At 55.2% G+C, this 19,718-nt stretch carries 18 protein-coding genes and 1 tRNA gene; 4 read left to right on the top strand and 15 right to left on the bottom strand.

The features are described 5' to 3' along the window. Positions 1-24 precede the first annotated feature (24 nt). Together HQL63_01185 and HQL63_01190 are read right to left on the bottom strand one after the other, a co-directional pair. A complete protein-coding gene (locus HQL63_01185) occupies positions 25-762 on the bottom strand; it encodes a PHP domain-containing protein (protein MBF0175453.1) in 738 nt (245 codons plus the stop codon). 39 nt (positions 763-801) lie between these two features. Next, entirely contained in the window at positions 802-1,914 is a 1,113-nt protein-coding gene (locus HQL63_01190; protein MBF0175454.1) for a M20/M25/M40 family metallo-hydrolase, read from the bottom strand. 516 nt (positions 1,915-2,430) lie between these two features. Between HQL63_01190 and HQL63_01195 the strand changes: the two genes are divergently transcribed. Further along, positions 2,431-2,700, top strand: a complete 270-nt coding sequence (locus HQL63_01195) for a DUF1640 domain-containing protein (protein ID MBF0175455.1) — start codon at positions 2,431-2,433, stop codon at positions 2,698-2,700. Positions 2,701-2,896: 196 nt separating this feature from the next. On the opposite strand, the gene HQL63_01200 is transcribed toward HQL63_01195, so the two are convergent. Beyond that, a tRNA-Glu gene (locus HQL63_01200) sits at positions 2,897-2,972 on the bottom strand. A gap of 123 nt (positions 2,973-3,095) precedes the next feature. Next, positions 3,096-5,147, bottom strand: coding sequence for a methionine--tRNA ligase (metG, locus tag HQL63_01205; protein ID MBF0175456.1), 2,052 nt, complete (start codon positions 5,145-5,147; stop codon positions 3,096-3,098). 392 nt (positions 5,148-5,539) lie between these two features. Between metG and HQL63_01210 the strand changes: the two genes are divergently transcribed. From HQL63_01210 to HQL63_01220, 3 genes are all read left to right on the top strand, one after another. Continuing rightward, positions 5,540-5,830, top strand: coding sequence for a hypothetical protein (locus tag HQL63_01210; GenBank protein ID MBF0175457.1), 291 nt, complete (start codon positions 5,540-5,542; stop codon positions 5,828-5,830). Positions 5,831-5,910: 80 nt separating this feature from the next. Further along, positions 5,911-7,536, top strand: a complete 1,626-nt coding sequence (locus tag HQL63_01215) for a GAF domain-containing protein (protein MBF0175458.1) — start codon at positions 5,911-5,913, stop codon at positions 7,534-7,536. A 7-nt stretch (positions 7,537-7,543) separates the two neighbouring features. Next, entirely contained in the window at positions 7,544-9,754 is a 2,211-nt protein-coding gene (locus HQL63_01220) for an adenylate/guanylate cyclase domain-containing protein (GenBank protein ID MBF0175459.1), read from the top strand. A 112-nt stretch (positions 9,755-9,866) separates the two neighbouring features. On the opposite strand, the gene HQL63_01225 is transcribed toward HQL63_01220, so the two are convergent. From HQL63_01225 to HQL63_01275, 11 genes are all read right to left on the bottom strand, one after another. After that, positions 9,867-11,468 (bottom strand): peptide chain release factor 3, encoded by a 1,602-nt coding sequence (locus HQL63_01225; GenBank protein MBF0175460.1) that lies wholly within the window; start codon positions 11,466-11,468, stop codon positions 9,867-9,869. A 219-nt stretch (positions 11,469-11,687) separates the two neighbouring features. Then, entirely contained in the window at positions 11,688-13,499 is a 1,812-nt protein-coding gene (locus HQL63_01230; protein MBF0175461.1) for a hypothetical protein, read from the bottom strand. Positions 13,500-13,518: 19 nt separating this feature from the next. After that, the gene (locus tag HQL63_01235; protein MBF0175462.1) at positions 13,519-14,688 is read right to left on the bottom strand and encodes a hypothetical protein; all 1,170 of its coding nucleotides are present in this window, start codon (positions 14,686-14,688) and stop codon (positions 13,519-13,521) included. Positions 14,689-14,690: 2 nt separating this feature from the next. Then, positions 14,691-15,176: a prepilin-type N-terminal cleavage/methylation domain-containing protein gene (locus tag HQL63_01240; protein MBF0175463.1), complete on the bottom strand. Its 486-nt coding sequence runs from the start codon at positions 15,174-15,176 to the stop codon at positions 14,691-14,693. Between the two features lie 11 nt (positions 15,177-15,187). Further along, positions 15,188-15,652 (bottom strand): prepilin-type N-terminal cleavage/methylation domain-containing protein, encoded by a 465-nt coding sequence (locus HQL63_01245; protein MBF0175464.1) that lies wholly within the window; start codon positions 15,650-15,652, stop codon positions 15,188-15,190. Between the two features lies 1 nt (position 15,653). Beyond that, entirely contained in the window at positions 15,654-16,082 is a 429-nt protein-coding gene (locus HQL63_01250; GenBank protein MBF0175465.1) for a prepilin-type N-terminal cleavage/methylation domain-containing protein, read from the bottom strand. Positions 16,083-16,332: 250 nt separating this feature from the next. Beyond that, positions 16,333-16,689 carry a hypothetical protein gene (locus HQL63_01255; GenBank protein MBF0175466.1) on the bottom strand — a complete coding sequence of 119 codons (357 nt, stop codon included), beginning with the start codon at positions 16,687-16,689 and terminating at the stop codon, positions 16,333-16,335. 154 nt (positions 16,690-16,843) lie between these two features. Next, positions 16,844-17,224, bottom strand: a complete 381-nt coding sequence (locus HQL63_01260; protein MBF0175467.1) for a prepilin-type N-terminal cleavage/methylation domain-containing protein — start codon at positions 17,222-17,224, stop codon at positions 16,844-16,846. Between the two features lie 258 nt (positions 17,225-17,482). Continuing rightward, the gene (locus HQL63_01265) at positions 17,483-17,779 is read right to left on the bottom strand and encodes a helix-turn-helix domain-containing protein (GenBank protein MBF0175468.1); all 297 of its coding nucleotides are present in this window, start codon (positions 17,777-17,779) and stop codon (positions 17,483-17,485) included. Between the two features lie 81 nt (positions 17,780-17,860). Next, complete coding sequence (locus HQL63_01270; GenBank protein MBF0175469.1) at positions 17,861-18,463, bottom strand: hypothetical protein; 603 nt, start codon at positions 18,461-18,463, stop codon at positions 17,861-17,863. 28 nt (positions 18,464-18,491) lie between these two features. Continuing rightward, the gene (locus HQL63_01275) at positions 18,492-19,715 is read right to left on the bottom strand and encodes a type II secretion system F family protein (protein ID MBF0175470.1); all 1,224 of its coding nucleotides are present in this window, start codon (positions 19,713-19,715) and stop codon (positions 18,492-18,494) included. Between the last annotated feature and the right edge of the window lie 3 nt (positions 19,716-19,718).

The raw sequence follows: 19,718 nt of genomic DNA on the forward strand, positions 1-19,718 counted from the left end.
TACCGAACAGTTGCGTGATCGTTTTTATGGCTGGTCAGAGATCAGCACACTCTCCAGTACCCGCACGGCATCCCCGATTTGCACCGGGTCGTGGGCATTGGAACCGGGCGAAATCATGGCTCCGTGGCGTCGGCATATATCCAGGTATGGGCGCATGGGCTCGTGGTAGGCCGGATTGAGTTCAACGGCGATCCTTCGTTCTGCGGCGCGGATCACGATGGCCTCGAACAACTCCATGGGAAACGAAGAGATATAACGGTTACACACCCCCCCTGGATGGGCAATGGCATCGACCAGAGGGTTCTCCAGCAGGCCCATGCTGGCGCGGAATTCGACATCCACAGCCTGGGCGGGATTGCGGTAGCCGGTGCGCCAATCTCCCTCCGGAAACGCATGGACAGCACCGAGAATAAAGTCGGCTTCGCGCAGCATGTGATCGGTCAGATCCAGAGTACCGGCAAAATCCATCACCGGAACCTCCAAACCAAGGCGAATGTCGATGACTCCAGACCATTGTGCCTGCAAACGGCGCATCTCCTCGACATAGCGAGAAAACCAATCCCCGCTGCCAACCAGTTCATCTTCGGTGTGCTCGGTGAAGATAATGCGCTTGATGCCGGCTCCCACAGCGTAGCGAATCACTTCGGAGGCCAGTGCGGAGCCGTCGGAATGGGTGGAGTGGACATGATATTCCCAGGCGGGCAGGGGAGTCGCCAACCGGGTTGTCTGGAGAAAAAAATCTTCACGAAGATGGGGGCGCATGTCTTTCCATCGTCCTTCAGAATAGGTTTTTTTCGGGATTCATGCGAGTTGGCAAGCGTGTCGCTGATGATGTTCCAGCATACGAAAAACCAGGAGGATACGCTGAAAAAAGCTCTCTTTCAAAGCACGTTCACGCGGGGAGTGATCCCACTCACCAAAAGGGCCAAATCCGTCCAGAGTGACGGTACCTGCGGCATGGGTCAGGTTGGCGTCACTCACGCCACCACGCACCTCGGTGGGCAGGGGATCGCCTGTGATGGCGCGCAAGGCCTCCAGCAGGCGACTCTGCCGCATATCGGGAGAAAACAGTTCGCGTTGGATGCCCCCCTCCAGAGTCAGTTTTCCGCCGGGAAGGGGAGGGTGAGTGACCAGGGTGTCGATGGCCCGCAACAGGCGCATCTTCTCGCTTTCCGAGGTATAACGAAGTTCAAATTTGAGTGTGGCGGTCGGACTGATGGTGTTGATGCCCACCCCTCCTTCCATGCGGCCCACGTTGAGGGTGGTTTTTTGAGCCGGATCGGCCAATTTGGCCAGCGCCAGTATGGCATGGGCGGCGATCGTGTTAGCGCAAACGCCCAAAGCGTGGTCATTGCCAGAGTGGGCCGCCACCCCCGCGATGTGCAGGATGAAACTCCCCACCCCCTTGCGTCCGATCACCACTTCGCCGTGCCGCCCAGCCGCCTCGAACACCAGGCAAAAATCATATTCCTGGGCAATATCCAGCGTCAGAGAGCGGGAGTCGTCACTGCCGGTTTCTTCGTCGGAGACCAGAAGAATGTCGATATTGCGAATGGGACCGGTCTTTTCATCAAGTTGGCGCAAAGCTTCCAAAAGGACAATCAACCCCCCCTTCATGTCGCAAACGCCAGGCCCGTAGACCCACTGCGCGTCTTCCCGGAAAGTTGCAGGCGAGTCGGGGAGGGCAACAGTATCCAAATGGCCTACAAGGAGAATTTTTTGACCAGGAACGGTCGGGGACCGATAGTGCCAGTGATGACCGATGTGGGTCCGTTTGTGGCGCTGGGCTGCGTAACCAAGCGCTTCCAGGTGAGGCTGAAAAAATGCCCCTACAGCGTCGACACCTGCCTTGTTGGCAGTGTGAGAGTTGATGTCAACGATGTGTTGCAACAGGGAAAAAAGAGGCGGACGCAAAGCAATGGACCCTAAAAAACGATTGTAAAAGAGTGGGATGGAGCTCCAGGAGGCAGGGTTGCGCCACTCCTCCTGGGTGGGTTCGGGGCGAAGCCTTGACAAAATCTGTTAATTTTTTGGTATCTATTCAGCACCTGCCAACGAATCGGGGTCCAGGAGGCTTGCTCACCGGCAGGGCCTTAGACAGTGTCCTGGCACGGTTCGGGGCGCAGCCCTGACAAAGGCTTACATGTCCAAGCTCTTCCTGCAATGGCGGGAATAATTACATTTTTTGTAACTATTCAGCACCCGACCACGAATCGGGGTCCAGGGGGCTGGCTCCCTGGCAGGTCCAGGACAGAGTCCTGGTGGGGTTCGGGGCGAAGCCCTGACAAAGGCTTTCATATCCAGGCTTTTTTTGAAAGGGTGCTGAATAGTTACCATTTTTTTTAATATTTGGCAGGCAACCGAGTCTGGCGAAGTCGGACGTGCAAAGTCAATGAAATTTTGGTAGGGTGGGATGGAAAGGAGATTCCCATGACGACGATCACGTTTGATACCCTGAAATATGTCAAGGTACTCAAGGCTGCCGGTTTCGACGAGGTCCAAGCAGAGGCCATGGCTCAGGCCCAGTCTGACTTTGTGAAGCAGGTGCAAGAATCCAACCTTAAAGAATTGGCCACAAAAGCCGACCTGAAACTGGCAATTTCCGAACTAAAAGCCGAAACCATCAAATGGATGTTTGGTGTGGCCGCCGGTCAGGCAATGTTCATCATTGCCATTCTCAAGTTGTCTCCGACGCATTGAGCGACCAAAGTTGGCCACTCCACCATGAAAAAGGGGTGGTTGATTGTTTGGCTATCGCATTCGGTTCAGCAACCGAACCTTCACCTCGATGCATACCAAAAACTTTTGTTTACCGACTCGTCTCCACACAAAAAACCCCATGAAGGGTGCAAATTCATGGGGTTTTGATCTATATGGACGGCATCGGACGGTCATTTGGCGTCCCCAAGGGGATTCGAACCCCTGTTACCGGCGTGAGAGGCCGGCGTCCTAGGCCTCTAGACGATGGGGACATCGTTTGAATCCAGCATTATTGAACCAAAACGACCTCCAAGGCAACTTTTTTTGCAACTGTCTGGAATTTTTTTAACAAGGGCTTGACATGGCAGGGGCCGAGTGTCGCATAGTCGCTCCTCTCATTTGATACGCATACCCGGTTGCGCCCCGGCATCCGGGAGGAGAAGAAAAATATCCTGGCCGCCTGGACCAGCGGCCAAAACCATTCCTTCGGAAAGGCCAAATTTCATCTTGCGAGGTTTCAGATTGGCCACCACCACCGTCAAACGGTCGCGCAGATCGGCAGTTTGATAGGCGGATTTGATGCCGGCAAAGACGGTGCGCGTGCCCAGGGAACCGAGATCCAGGGTCAGTTTCAGTAGTTTCTCGGCTCCGGGGACATCCTCCGCTGTCACGATGCGTGCCACCCGCAAATCCACCTTGATGAAATCATCGATGGGAATTTCATCTGCTAAATCATTCATTTCAGAGATTGGCGTAGGAGGGGAGGGGAGGGGGGAAGTCGTTCCCAACGCTGCGGAAGGGTCTCCCTCTTCTCTGGCGGCGAGGAGCATGGCTTCCACTTTTTGAGGATCCACTCGCGCCATGAGGTGCTTGAATGGTTTGACCGAGCGACCATGCCAGGGATGTTCCCGATCTTCCCAGGTCCATGCGGGCACGGCGAAAAATTGTTCGACCTTCTGTCCGAGTTGCGGCAGAACCGGCTTCAAGTAGAGAATCAGGATACGGAAAAGATTGAGAGCAACGGTACAGGTATCCTGCAATGCTGCCGAGTGGGCATCCTCTTTGGCCATTTGCCAAGGCGCCCTGCTCTCCACAAACCGATTCGCCTCCTCGGCCAAACGCATGATGGCACGCATGGCACGGGCATATTCACGACTTTCATAGAGTTGGCCAATCTCCTCGCCGGCCTCGACAAATTGCCGGTGCAAACCCCCATCGTCCGGATACTCTCTGGAGAGTTGACCGGAAAATCCCTTGTGGATGAAGTTGGCGGTCCGCGCAGCGATATTGACCACCTTGCCCACCAGATCGCTGTTGACCCGCTGGGTGAAGTCCGCAAAATTCAGGTCGATGTCATCCACCCGGTTGGTCAGTTTGGCGGCATAATAGTAGCGAAGGTACTCCGGATCCAAAAATTCGAGATAGGTCTTGGCATTGATGAAGGTTCCTCGCGATTTCGACATCTTCATGCCGTTCACGGTCAGGAAACCGTGGGCAAAGATGGCGGTCGGCGTGCGGAAACCGGCCCCGTGCAGCAAGGCAGGCCAAAACAGGGTGTGAAAGTAGAGAATATCCTTGCCAATGAAGTGATAAACCTCGGCCTGGGCATCGGCTGACCAATAGGAGGAGAAATCCTTGCCCTCCCGTTGGCACCAGTTCATGGTGGAGGCCATGTAACCGATGGGAGCATCCAGCCAGACATAAAAATATTTACCCGGGGCATCGGGGATTTCAAACCCGAAATAGGGTCCATCCCGGGAGATATCCCAATCCTTCAACCCCTCTTTGAACCATTCGTCAAGCTTGTTGGCCATCTCTTCCTGGAGGCGCCCGGAACGGGTCCAATCCTTCAGAAAGGTTGCAAAGTCGGCAAGTTTGAAAAAGATGTGCTCCGATTCGCGCTCCACGGGCGGCGAGGCGCAGATGGCGCAACGGGCATCTTTCAGATCCAGGGGAGAATAAGTGCTGCTGCACACTTCGCAGGCATCGCCATACTGGTCCAGGGCGCCACAGGAGGGGCAGGTGCCGCGCACGTAGCGATCCGGCAGGAACATGCCGTCGGTTTCGCAATAGGCCTGACGCACCATGCGGCGATCCATGTGTCCGCCATCCCGGTTTGCTTCATAGATCTTGTTGGAAATAAGACGGTTTTCCTCGGAATCTGTGCTGTAGTAATTGTCGAAACCAATGGCAAAACCGGCAAAATCCCGGGTGTGTTCCTCATGCATGCGGGTGATCAATTCCTTGGGAGGAATACCCTCGCGCATGGCTCGGATCATGATGGGGGTGCCATGGGTATCGTCGGCGCAGATGTAGACACAATCGTGTTGGCGCAACTTGTGGTAGCGGACCCAGATATCGGTCTGGACATACTCCACGAGGTGGCCCAGGTGGATGGGTCCATTGGCATATGGAAGGGCGCTGGTGACCAGGATGCGACGACACATGGCAGAAACAATCCTTTCGCGGGATTTTTTTGGCGGTGTGATGATCAGACCGGCGATTCTAGGCTTGCCAGGATGCGACGGCAAGCCAGGACAACGAAGAGGCAGGGCAATCGCAATCCGGGGTCCAGGGGGGGCTGGCTCCCTGGTGGGGTTCGGGGCGAAGCCCTGACAAAGGCTTTCATGGGCTTTCATGTCCAGGCTTTTCCGGGCTTTAGGGGTTCAGGGATCATTTAACATAATCGGAATCCGGGCTAGGTTCAGGGACAATTTAACATAATATATCTTATGCGACAAAATGATTGCAATGATTGCATTGTGATTTGCGCCATGTGCCAAACCGGAAAAACTGATAATGTGCCAAATGCGCCAAAACTGGATGACTGGAAAAAATTGTGCCAAATGTGCCAAATGGAGAAACAGGAAAAATTTGTGCCAAATGTGCCAAATGGGCGAATTTAACATTTAACATTGTATTACTGAAAACTGGAAAAATTTGTGCCAAACAGGTCCAAGACGGAGTCCTGATGGATTTGGGGCAAAGCCCTGACAATGGCTTTCACCTCCAGGCCTTTCTTAAAATGGTTGGTTACGAATTTTTTATTTATTATTCTGGGCGGTACATGGTAGAAATGGGAGTTGGCTCGTCGGGCTTTCAAAAGTGTGCCTTGGAGGAGATTCGGTGAAACAGGCCGGGAATGGCGTGCAAAGTGATGGTGTTTCTGATTCGGCGCTCGAAGAGCCATCGGATGGATCCTCCGCCAACCTGTTGCGTCGTATCAACAAACTGAATGAGTTGGGCATAGCCCTCACCTCCGAAAGGGATACGAACCGCCTTTTGGAAAATATTCTCCTCGGAGCCAAGGAGCTGACCAACGCAGATGCCGGAACGGTCTACCTGGCGACAAGCCACCAGACTCTCAAATTTGAAATCATTCGTACCGACTCCCTGAAAATCGCCATGGGTGGTTCGACCGGCGTCCCCATCAAGTTTCCAGAATTGCCCCTCTTCAAAAACGGAAAACCCAACCTGGCCATGGTGGCCGCCTATTGCGCGATCCGGGATAAAACGGTCAATATCCCCGACGCCTACGAGGCAGAAGGGTTTGATTTTACTGGGACAAAAGCGTTTGACAAAAACACGGGCTACCGCTCGATGTCGTTTTTGACCGTGCCCCTGAAAAATCATGAAAACGAGATTATCGGGGTTCTGCAACTGATCAATGCCAAGTGCGCAGAGACAGGCAAGATCATCCCTTTCACCCGAGAAGATCAGCGCCTGGCCGAATCCCTTGCCTCTCAGGCCGCCATTGCCCTGACCAATCAACGCCTCATTTCCGATCTGAAAAAGCTGTTCGAGTCCTTCATCCAGTCCATCGCCACGGCGATCGACGAAAAATCCCCTTACACAGGCGGGCACTGTCATCGTGTTCCGGTCCTGGCCGAAATGTTGGCCGAAGCCGCCATCGGCTCGGAAGTGGGAGAGTTGAAAGATTTCAAACTCACCGAAGATGACATGTATGAACTCAGGATCGCAGCCTGGTTGCACGATTGCGGCAAGGTGGTAACACCGACAGAAGTCGTTGATAAAGCCACGAAACTTGAGGCTATTTTTGATCGGGTCCATCTGGTGGATGTTCGCTTCGAGGTGTTGAAGCGTGATGCCGAAATCGAAATGCTGAAGAAAAAATTGGCCGCCCTGGAGAAAGGCGATCAGATTGACACCCAGGCTCTTGACCAGGAATTTTCTGAAAAAATAAACCAGATCCAAAGCGACCGGGATTTTATACGCGAGGCCAACATCGGCGGAGAGTTCATGTCCAAGGAGCGCAAGGATCGTGTTGCCGCCATCAGCCGCTACAAATGGTGTGATCCAGAAGGAAAAATTGTTGATTTCCTTACAGAAAATGAGTCATATAACCTCGATATCGATCGTGGAACAATCAACAAGGAAGAGCGTGAGATCATCAACAACCATGTCGTGGCAACCATTAAAATGCTTGAGGCCATCCCCTTCCCCAAACATTTGGCCCGCGTGCCCGAAATGGCCGGCGGGCACCACGAGACCATGATCGGGACCGGCTATCCCAAGGGTTTAAAACGGGAGCAAATGTCCATTCAGGCCCGTATCATGGCCATCGCGGACGTGTTTGAAGCCTTGACCGCCAGGGATAGACCCTACAAATCAGGTAAAACGCTGGCACAGTCCCTGAAAATCCTGGGTTTCATGAAAAAGGATCAACACATCGATCCGGATCTGTTTCAGGTATTTATCGATAAAAAGGTCTTCATGCGCTATGCCGAACAGTTTCTCTCTCCGGAGCAGATCGACGATGTCGACGTGAGTCAGATTCCAGGTTACGTCCCGCCCTCCCCTCCTCCCTCTGTATGACAGTGATATGGCAAAACAACCCGGAGCGAAACACTATCTTGTCAGGCACATACTCAGTTCCTTGTGTGTTGCCCTTTTTACCGCCCACCTTCTTAATATCATTGATTTTCCTGCGCTTGTCTCCCTGGAAAACGTGGCCTACGATCTGCGCGTCAGGGAAACCACTCTCAATACCATGGATCCCCGTATCGTCATCGTGGATATCGACGAGAAAAGCCTGGCAGAAGAAGGGCGTTGGCCATGGAGCCGCAAACGCATGGCCGATCTGATCCATATCTTGTTCGATGAGTATGGCATTGGCGCCCTGGGCTTTGACGTGGTGTTCGCAGAACCTGAAACCAACTCGGGGCTGAGCGTGCTCGAAGAGTTGTCCATAGGCCCCCTCCGGGAAGATGGTTTACTCCAGAGTCAAATGCCAGAACTGAGAAAAAAATTATCCTATGATCAGATGTTCGCCGATGCACTTTCCGACAAACCCGTAGTTTTGGGATTCTATTTCAAGTCCGCATACGGTTCCGAGGAGGTCAAGATTTCGGGAACCATCCCTCCCCCCTTGACCACTCGAAAGGATTTGCAGGAAAAGGGGTTCTCAGGATCCTTCGTGCGTGTAGGTGGTTATGGCGGCAATTTGGAAACATTGCAACGACATGCGATGAGCGGTGGTTTCTTTGACAGCGTACCCGACGCGGATGGTGTCTTCCGCCGGCAGCCCGTGGTCGAAGAGTTCCAGGATGGGATCTATCCCTCGCTCTCCCTGGCCCTGGCGCGCTTGGTCGTCGGACCGGATGCCCCCGTCGAATTTTCTCCCGAATCGATCTCGGTCGGCTCCCTCAAGATTCCCGTTGACGGCAACAACACGATTCTGGTTCCGTTCCGGGGCACGCAAGGCAGTTTTCCCTATATTTCCGCCACCGATATCCTGCATCGCCGCGCCAAACCGGAATCCTTGTCAGGGGTGGTGGTTCTTGTGGGTACGACAGCCCCCGGCCTGATGGATATGCGGAGTTCGCCGGTGCAAAGCGTCTATCCGGGGGTGGAGATCCACGCCAATATCATCAGCGGCATCATGGATGGACGCATCCTTTCCCGTCCAGACTACCTGTTGGGTATGGAACTCACGGCTTTGCTCATTATAGGCGCCTTGTTGGCCCTGACTCTTCCCCGCCTCTCTCCTGTCAAGACTGTTTTGCTGACCTTATTCCTGTTATCAAGCCTTTACCTCGGCTCCCTGTACGCATGGAAGCAGGGTGTTGTCATTTCGGTTGCAACCATTGCCATGCTGATCCTGACCATGTTCATCCTCCACACATCCTACGGATTTTTTGTTGAAGCCAGAAGCAAACGGAAAATTTCCCGCGTTTTTGGGCAATATATACCCAAGGAGCTGGTCGATGAGATGAACGCCAGCGGCCAGGAGTTCACGATTGGTGGCGAAAGCCGTGAGATGACAGTTCTTTTTTCTGACGTGCGCGGCTTTACCACCGTCTCTGAAGGTCTCAGGCCGGAAGAGTTGACCCGATTGATGAACTTTTTCCTGACCCCCATGACCCATGTAATCCAAAAACATCGCGGTACCATCGACAAATACATGGGCGATGCCATCATGGCTTTTTGGGGAGCGCCGCTGCAAGATCCCAAACATGCTGAAAATGCCTTGCACGCTGCCGTCGAGATGATTCAAACCATGATCGATCTGGGCAGCAAACTGCAAGAGCGCGGCTGGCCTACACTCAAAATTGGCGTCGGCCTCAACTCGGGAACCATGAATGTGGGCAACATGGGCTCGGAATTTCGCATGGCCTATACGGTTCTGGGAGATGCCGTCAACCTGGGATCCCGTCTGGAAAGCCTGACAAAACAGTATGGCGTCAACATTCTCGTCGGTGAAACCACCCGCAAACGGATTCCCGGATTCCTCTTCCGGGAGATCGACCTGGTCCGCGTCAAAGGCAAACACGAGCCCGTGGCCATCTTTGAACCGCTTGGTGATCCAGCCAAGATGGAACCAAAAGTTGTGCAACACCTCGATATCTATCAAAAAGCGCTGGATTCGTACCGCCATCAGGCCTGGGAAGAGGCCAAGGCCGGTTTTTCTGCGTTGCAGGCAGAGGATCCAGAGCGGAAGATATACGACATCTATCTGGAGCGCATCCAAAACTTCCAGGTATCGCCTCCGGGCGCCAATTGGGATGGGGTCTACACCCACACCAGTAAGTAGACGAGAACCCCCCTGCCCTTCGCGGCGCCTTGGCGCCTTGGTCAGGGCTTCGCCCCGAACCCCACCAGGAGGAAGGGCGCACCCCTTCCTCCTGGACCTCTATCCCAGTCTTTCAATCGTTGTTGGCTGTCTGTTCCCGGGTCTTGAGAAACCTTATCTTCGGCCACTCCCTGGCGGCGTTGTCCAGGTGCCAGGCGTTGCGCGCCAGAAAGACTGGCGCACCGTCATGGTCTTCGGCCATGCTGGAAAGATTGGCATCCTTGAAAGAGCCCAGGATGGCGCCCTCGTCGCATTCCACCCATCGGGCCGTATGCAGCGATGTTCCCTCGAAATGGACCTGAATGTTGTATTCGGTCCGGATCCGATCAGCGAGAACTTCAAACTGTAGACTGCCCAAAACACCAATGATCCATTCGGAGCCAAGGTTGGTCTTGAAGACCCGGGCAGCCCCCTCCTCGCCAATCTGACACAAGGTGCGTCCCAGATGTTTGGCCCGCATGGGGTCATCGGCGCGCACCTTTTGCAACAGCTCGGGCGCAAAGCTGGGAATACCGGTAAAATGCAGATCCTCCCCTTCGGTCAGGGTGTCTCCGATGCGCAGATTGCCGTGGTTGGGAATGCCAATGATATCCCCACCCCAGGCCTCCTCCACCAGGCCGCGATCCTGGGCCAAAAACAACAAAGGGTTGTGAATGGTCAACACCTTGCCCGAGCGGACATGCCGCAGCTTGCCGCCACGCCGGAAGTGTCCGGAACAGATACGCAAAAAAGCAACCCGATCCCGATGTTTGGGATCCATGTTGGCTTGGATCTTGAAGACAAAGCCGGTCACCTTCTCTTCAGCTGGATCCACCAATCGTTCCCGGGCCGGTTGCGGACGCGGCGGCGGCGCCAGACGGACCACGCTCTCCAGCAACTCCCGAATACCGAAATTATACAAGGCGCTGCCAAAAAAGACCGGCGTCATGTGCCCTGCCCGATAGGCCTCCAGGGAAAACGGGGGGCACAAGCCGCGCACCATCTCCACGTTGTCACGCAGGGTTTGCACCGCATCGGCGGGCATGAGATCATCCAGCTTCCTATCCGCCAAGCCCTGGCAGGCGATGGCCTCGGGAACGTGTTCGCTGCGGCCACGCTCCATGAAGAGCAGTCCGTCATTCATCAGGTCATAACAGCCCAAAAAATCGCGTCCCATGCCGATGGGCCAGGTGGCAGGCACCACATCGAGCGCCAGATCCTGCTCCACCTCATCCATCAGGGAGAACGGATCCCGCCCTTCCCGGTCCATCTTGTTGATGAAAGTCATGATGGGCACGTTGCGCAACCGGCACACTTCAAACAGCTTGCGGGTTTGTTCTTCTATACCCTTGGCAACATCGATCACCATGATGGCCGAGTCCACGGCTGTCAACGTGCGGTAGGTGTCCTCGCTGAAATCCTCATGTCCGGGTGTATCCAACAGGTTGAAAACGCATCCACCGAACTCGAAAGTCATCACCGACGCCGAGACGGAGATGCCTCGCTCCCGTTCCACTTTCATCCAGTCGGAACGGGCCGACCGGCGTTGTTGCCCCCGCGCCCGCACCTCTCCGGACAACTGAATGGCTCCACCAAACAGCAATAGTTTCTCTGTGAGAGTGGTCTTCCCGGCATCGGGGTGGGAAATGATGGCGAAGGTGCGTCGCCGGGCAATCTCATCTAAATGTTGATTCATGACACTCCAACAAAAATAACGATTGCAAGACTGGGATGGAGGTCCAGGAGGAAGGGCTGCGCCCTTCCTCCTGGTGGGGTTCGGGGCAAAGCCCTGACAAAGGCTTCCATATCCAAGCTTTTCTTGAAAAGGGTGCAGAAAAAAACTGCACCTCCCCAAGGGAACACCCTCGGGGAGGCAGTTGTTTGACCAACATCACTCGAAACAGGACGCCCAGGATCAATTTTGATCCGCTGTCGTCCCCTCTCCCCATGACCCTGGGGTTACTTGCCCGGAGGATGCACTGCCGCCACCGGCGCACAGGGCAGCTGGCGCCAGCGATTGAACAGCGGCGGCGGCTTCGTCATTGTAGGTAAACACGGCATCCGTGCTGAGCGTGGCGCTGCCCCCGGTCAGAATCGATCCAGTCAGCGAGCTGCCCCGGTCAAAGCGGATAGTGGCCGAGCTGGATGGGGCATAAATGATCCCTGTGACATCGGCGCTTTGGCCAGCTTCGAACGAGTTGTAGACATAAATGCCCAGATTGCCGATGGCGCCACCCGTATTCACCTGGGCATTGTGTTTGAGGTGGGCGTTTTTCAGATGGATTTTGACAACGCCACTCGGCGATATCACGACACGGGGAGTGTCGCCACCCCACGAACCGTCGAACCGGTGATAATCCTTGCCACCATCTTTGTCGCCATCTTTATCTTTGTCACCATCTTTGCCATCATCTTTGCCATCATCTTTGCCATCATCTTTGCCATCATCTTTGCCAGCGGCATAAGCCACCCCGACCCCCAATCCGGCGAACCATTTTTTCCAGAGAGGTTCGTGCAGGTTGCCGTACCACCACCAATGGCGCGTGTTCCAGTCTGAAATGTAGTAGTCGCCCGGAGCCAAATTCAGCGTCGCGTTGTCACCAAGGTTGAGTTGTTTGATGTAGTACGTTCCGCCGGAATCGGTAAAGGTGAGGGTTCTGTTATCGGCGATCGTCACCCTGTCATACTGGCCAGTTCCCCTGCTCATGTCGCTGGACACGATCAAATCACCTTGGGCCCCCGTACTTTCCACAAAGGCCGGCAAATCGACCAACGGCACGTTCTGCTTCTCCAGGGCGCCTTGAATGGTCAGGACGTTGCAGTCCCCCATACAATCCTGGTGCCAGTGTCCCCAACCCCGGCAACGTCCCCAACCCACCCAGCCACGATCCTGACGGCTGTGACCATAGCGGTCCTTGCCATCATCCTTGCCATCCTTATCTTTGCCATCATCTTTGCCATCATCCTTGCCATCATCCTTGCCATCATCTTTGCCAGCGGCAAAGGCGGGCTGTATCCCCAGGGAACAAAGCCACTCACTCCAAGGGGAATCCAGAAGGCTTCCATGATCCTTGCCACCACCATCCTTGCCACCATCATCCTTGCCGCCATCATCTTTGCCACCACCGTCCTTGCCACCATCCTTGCCACCACCACCATGGCGGTGGTCATCATCGTCCCACTCCCCACGGTGTTGCCAATCTCCGCCACCACGATGGGTGGGGTTGGTTTTGCAGGGTATGACCGACTCGCCATTCACCTTGGCACGGTCGTCGATAGAGAGACCCGCATTGGCCACCATGGCATAGGTCGTACAAACCCCACCATCGCCACCAGTACAGGTCACGCCGGGAAATTTGGCGGCCCGGCGGCCATTTTTCTCCTTGACGACAACAGTCCATGAATGACTCACCCCTGGTGTAGGGCGGAAAATCACCACGAATTGACCAGCGCCGGCAATGTCTTGCGTCACCATGACATTGTCACCCACCTTGATCATTCCAGGCAGCAGGGTCGGGTCGCATCCGTTGGCCTTCAATTGGGCAAGCACCGACTGGGTACCTGCCTCGGCCAAATTCAATGCTTTATCAGAAGCCAAATGTTCCAAACCCGCCTTGCGGCTGGATTGATACATCTTGGCCAGAACGACACCTGCCACGCCCACAGCCGCCGCCACAGCGACGGCACCTATGACCATCGATCCTCGTTGCCTGCCAAATTTGCTCATCACACACTCTCCTCGATCTCTAGAATTGCTCGCCCCATGTCCCATGTGTGATGGTTCCACCGCCGCCGCCGCCACCACCGCAAGAGATGCCCAAAGCCGTGACCGCAGCCGACGCAGCCGAATCATAGGTGATCTCAGTATTATTGCCGATAGCGACCTGGCCTCCGGAAATGACGGACCCCGTCAATTCCGTGTTGTTGCCAAGTTGAACCTGGGTGGCGCTGCCCGGAGCGTAGACCACACCGGAGATATGGGCATTATTGCCGACCTGGAATGAGCCATAACTGTAAAACCCAAGATTGGCGACGTTTCCGCCATGGTTCAGATTGGCATTGTTGCCGATATCTGCCTGGATGTTCACAAATATCTTGACGACACCGCTCGGGGTCACGACCAGGTTGTTGTTGTTGCCAAATTGTATCCGGGCAGCATGATACGTTCCCGGCGCCATGTTGACGGTCACATTGTTGCCAAGGGTAAGATTGTTCATGTAGTAGGCGCCTTCGGAGGTGTTGAACGTCAGCGTCCCGTTATTCCCAATGGTGATGTCATGATAATTTCCTGCTCCCAAGGGCCCGCCGCTTTTGTTGCCATCGGCCAGGGTGCTGGCCACGTATGTTGGCAACGCCGTCAGGGAGACCGACGCCGATTGCCGGGCGCCGCTGGCATCCAGGACGTTGCAGGTTCCCCCGCCGCAACTCGACACGCTGTGACTGTTGACCTCCGTATTGTTGCCTACACTCAGATTGTTATTGTTCCTGCCGACGACGGCGTAGGAACACCCGGCGCTGGAACCACAGCTCAAACTGGGAAAATTTGTGATGCGGCGGCTACCCGTGGCCACAGAAGAAACAGACCAGGTGTTGGGAGCGCCCGTGGGGTGAAACGTCACCGAAAACACCCCCTGGCCGGATATGGTTTGGGTGATTACAACATCGTTGCCATTCATGGCCTTTCCGGCCAACAAGGTCGGGTCACAGTTGCTCGCCTTCAACTGGGCGAGAACGGATTGGGCGCCAGCCTCGGCCAGGTTGAAGGCCCGGTCGCCTGCCGTGTTTTCTGACTCCGCAGTTTTGCTGGATTGGTACATCCTGGATAGGACGATGCCTGCGGTTCCCAACACCGCAATCAGAATGATCGCCGTTACGGCCATGGATCCTTGCTGCTGCAATCTTGATTGCCCAGACATACCTAATTCCTCACGTACACAGCGGTCCGGAAGGGAACTGTGATGGTCGATCCACCCAATCCTCTCATGACCACCTGCATGGTAAAGTTGATGGTGACGAGGTTTTTTGTCGTGTCCCAGGTGAACTGGAGAGAGTTTTGCGCGACATCTTCCACCAGGGCTACGGAGTTCATGAAGACGGTGGTGACCGGGCTGCCGGTCTGGTTCAAAAGAATGGTGGTACCCTGATCGTTGGTAAACTGGATGCTACCGGAACCAGTCGGTTGGGTCACGCTGGCAGCAGTCGCGCTGCGCAACTCCCGAATGATCCTCTCCATGGCTGCCTTGGCTTTGGAAGGGAGGGGGTTCAAGTACATGTTGGCTGTATAGGCCGAGTAGACACCAGCCGTCATCCTTCCGGCCACACCCAGAAAGATTCCCATGATCGTGATGGTGATGACCATCTCGATCAGGGTAAATCCGGTCTTTCCGCCGTGGTGTCGTGTCATGTTCGGCCCAATCAAAAGTCGCTGATCATCGTCTGCGTCACACCAAGAATCGTTGTTTTTCCGTGAGCAAATACCCTGACATAGAGACACTTGTAACTTTCCGCAGTATAAACCCCCGTGCCGTTGCAAGTCAGGGTTGTCCCCACCAGAGATGCCCCTTCGATGACGACAGTCCGGTCAAAATTCAGGCTGGCGCCAATGTTGATATTGGATTCATTGGGATAATTGGCGGCAGTCACAGCGGTAAAGCCACCTCCGGCATACTTTTCCGCCAGCATCTGTTCCAGGCGTTCCTGGGCCAGATATTGCGCCTGGAGCATCTCGCGACTGGATTTGGCGCCCACGGTAATCTGTAGGTAGAGGGGCACAACGGCCAACAGCCCAAGGGCCACCACAACAATGAACACGATCAACTCGATCAGAGTGAAACCGGTTTGCAAGCGCACCCAAGGTGAAGTGAAACGATCATTTTGCATATCAGCGCACCAGACCTGTTGTGGCCACAACTTGAACCGTGCGCGTGCTCGTACCCATGGTCAGGGTGATGGTGACGCCTGCGTTGGGCTGGCCTCGCCCATCGAACGAGAGGGCGAAGTTTGTCAAGGTGACGCCGCTCAAGGTTGTGGTGCTCAGGGCGGTGCCAACCGGATTCCGGATTTGGTAGGTATCCGTGGCTGTGCTCTGGATGGAAAAGTCGCCGACACCCGTATTGGACATGGAGTAGGCCTGGGTCTGGCGGATATCCATGGCCAATTGGTCGGCCTTGCTGCGCAGTTCCATGGTGTTACCAGACATTCTGGTCATGACATGGACACTCAAAATACCAAGGACGACAATCACCATGATCAATTCGATCAGGGTAAAACCTGGTTCGGTACGGAGGTACTCCTTGCGGACGGATCCCATCGGACCCTCCTAACCTTTTGTCCCGTTCAACCCCACGACCGCACCGGGGCAGACACAAAAGCCGCTCCCTCCACCTTGCTTCCGAAAGGTGTCACCCGCCGACCCGGAGAGCGACCAACGGAGCAACCGAAACACCTCGATCAGCGCCCAATCCATGGTTCGAACTTTCCTGGATAGCACACCAGATTCCGGCCAATCCATTCAAACCGGCAGGCAACAAGGCTAACCTGCCACACCAGTATGGACAATTTTAGTGCGCCGGAGTTCCGGTTATTCTGACACGAACGGAATCGCCGAGTCTGGCGCTGGTCAAGGCACAGGTCACAACTTCCCAGGGTGCAATCGGCTTCTCCTCCGCCACGAGGTCACTTGGTACGGTACGTGGGGGAAGGAGACTGGGCATCTGACTGCAATCGTGAACGGGCACGCATCGGGCGTTGCCATCGTTGCAACCCGAGGCATTGAGGAGATTGGCATCCTCGATGCGACGGGCCATCCCATGGAGCGTGGCCTCGCCACTGACATCCGCCTGGGATTTGAGGAAACCCCAAACGACCAACACGAGCAAGGCAATCGAGAACAGCCCCACCAGAAAACCACGCGACATATCAACACCACCTGAGAAAGGCGCACCCGCCAGGGAGAGTGGCGGGACGAACGGGATCCCGCCCGGAGATGCCGAAATGGCACCTCCGGAGCGGTAACCCTTTCAGGGAGAAGCGAAAAGAGACCCTGCGGTCTCCCTCAATTTACGATGCCAATCAGGGCGTACCCGTGATGGAAAAGGTAGTCGTCGCACTCGAAGTTGTATCCGTAAGAACGCAGGCCGCACTGGTTACCCCGCTGGCCACAGCCGCAGCGGTAATCGTGTAACCTGCCGGAAGCCCGCCCTGCAAAAGGTCTCCACCATCGGAGCAGTTGTCAACTGCGACACACTTGCCCCCAGCCGTGGTAAGGGTTGGATCCACGGCGCAGACGGAGACGTTGGTGCTGTTGCCGGAAGAGATGCCGCCCGCAACGCCGGCGAGGGCCGCTGTCCGGGCATTGGAAGAGAGGTTGGTGAACTTGGGCACGGCCACGGCGGCCAGAATACCCAGGATCACGATCACCATGATCAATTCGATCATCGTGAAACCGCCCATCCGGTCGAGAGGGAACGACTGCCTGTTGTTTTTCATATTGAATTCTCCATCTTGCAAAGTGAAGGCCGCAGCCCACGTTTCACTTGGCCCGCAGCATCGGAGCCCGCCGCAGCGGATAACCGAAAGCCAACCCGGACCCATATCCCCGACCGGACTACACAAACCCGGATGCAAGGGATACAACGACTCCCCCAGTCTAAACATAACGAGAAAAAAAATCCTCAAAAAAATAAACATTGCCCGGAAATTTTTTCAAAGTCAGCCGGATATCAAAAGCCGCATGGCAGCCGTTGGATCACGGGAAATCATGCGTAGAAGCGTACGCGCCGGTCCTGTGGGGGACGTACGGTGCTGTTCCCAATTTTGTAAGGTTTTCACCGGCACTCCGATGAGCCTGGCAAACTCGCTTTGGGATACGCCGACCCTGTTGCGAATGGATTTTGCCTCAACTTCGGGAAATTCCGTAACCCTGATCCCGTCCAATTTCTTTCCACTCATGTGCTCTCCCATGATGTGAACACTTTCCAGGAGATCATGAAACGCTTCCTCATCCATGGCGGATCACCTCTTGCATGGCTTCGGCCAATCGCCGGAGCTGGAACCGGAATGCAAGAGGAACGATCATGCGGCCACCTTTCAAAACCCCAACAGGAAAGTCAAGTGGTATCGCAAAAAATGCTGCAAGGTAAAAAGACTGCCAATGATCAAAAACAGGGCGATGACCCTGGGATGGTGCAGGATCCACCCTGAGAGGGCGCCATGCCATTGCGTCAGCGTGATGCGCAACCCTCGAGTGGAGAAGCGCCGATTGGCCCACTCTTCGAAGGTACGCAACAGGCTGGGGCGAAGAAGCAGCAGGATGCCGACGGTCAAGGTGAAAAGGCCCGCCAGGCAGATAAAAACGACCACGCTTTCCCAGAGCCAGATCTGCACAGGGCCACCCGGTCCGGCCATGGGGGCCAGAGTCAGATCCTGCCCCAAAAACCCAACCAGCCGGGACAAAAAAATGGCCGAGGCCAAAAACACCAAGCCACCAAACAGGCGATGATGCCGGTAAAAAAAACGTTCCGTCCGGATGGACCGGGCCAGAGGCAGCAATAACTCCTTGGCCGGGCGGCGCAAGGTATGCCCGTAATCCGGCCTGAGTAACAACCCTATCCCAACCAGCATGCCCAGCAAACACCCCCCGGCCATCAGGAGACCCAACAGCCGCACCCCCAGCTCACCCAGAGCACTCATGGTCCCCACCCCGAATACTGGTTTTTGCTCATCCCTTCTGCATTGCCGCTGCGCCAAGATCCCACATGGGCATGAAAATTCCCAGTGCCAACACGAGAACCAGAGCACCGATCACAAGAAGAAGTATGGGTTCGATGGCCGATGTCAAATTTTGCACATCATACTCCACCTCCCGTTCGTAGAACTCCGCCACCTCCTGCATCATTTCATCCATGGAGCCCGTCTCTTCCCCCACCGCCATCATTTGCAGGACAAGCGGCGTGAACAGTGCGCTGGCGAAAGCCGCCTGCACCATGCTCTCCCCGCGTTCGATCCCATCGCGTATTTCGTGGATCTTTTTCGCGACATATTCGTTATCCACTGCCTCCCCCACGGCCACCAGGGTTTGCATGATCGGCAGGCCGGAACGGGAACCCATGGCAAAGGCCCGGGCAAAACGCGACAGGGTAGCCCGATTGATGATGGTTCCTACAAGAGGCATGTGCAACTTTTTTTGGTCCCACCACAATCGGCCACCGGGAGAGTTCACATAATATCGGATCCCCATCACCACCAGGATCATGGCAAGAAGGATATAGACGGCATATTTCTCCGTGAATCCCGAAGCGCCCAGCAAGATGCGGGTAAAGATGGGCAACTCGGTATTAAACTGGGCAAACACCCCCTTGAAGGCTGGAATCACTTTATAAGTTACCACAAACATGGCGCCCACGATAGCCATGATGACAAAGATTGGGTAACGCAAGGCGCTCTTGATCCTTTTGCGCGTCTCCTTTTCGATCTCCATATACTGGTACAACTGCAAAAAAGACTCCTGCATCCGTCCGGTCTCCTCCCCCATCCGGACGATGCGCAGATAAAGCTGATTGAAAATTTTTTGATGCTCGGCCATGGCTGCCGAAAGATCGCGCCCCGCCTGAAGATCCTCGATGATCTGGCGCATGGCTGCCTGAAATTTTTTGTTGTGGGTTCCTTCCGACAGCCCTTGAAAAGAGCGCACCAGGGAAACGCCGGATTTGGTCAAGGTGTACATTTGCCGGGAAAAAAGGATGAGCTCATTGACGCTGGGCCACTCCTCCAGGAATGCAATCCGGATCTCGCCACCGCCTCCCTCGCTGACCTCATCGATCTCCAGAGGATCGATACCCCGGCTGACCAGCTGCTCGACCACAGCATCCGCCGAGGGGGCATGGAGATTTCCCTTGGTGACGGCGCCGCCGCTGCTGCGACCTTGATAACGGTAATTGGGCATGTT

Source organism: Magnetococcales bacterium (assembly GCA_015231175.1).
GTDB lineage: Bacteria > Pseudomonadota > Magnetococcia > Magnetococcales > DC0425bin3 > HA3dbin3.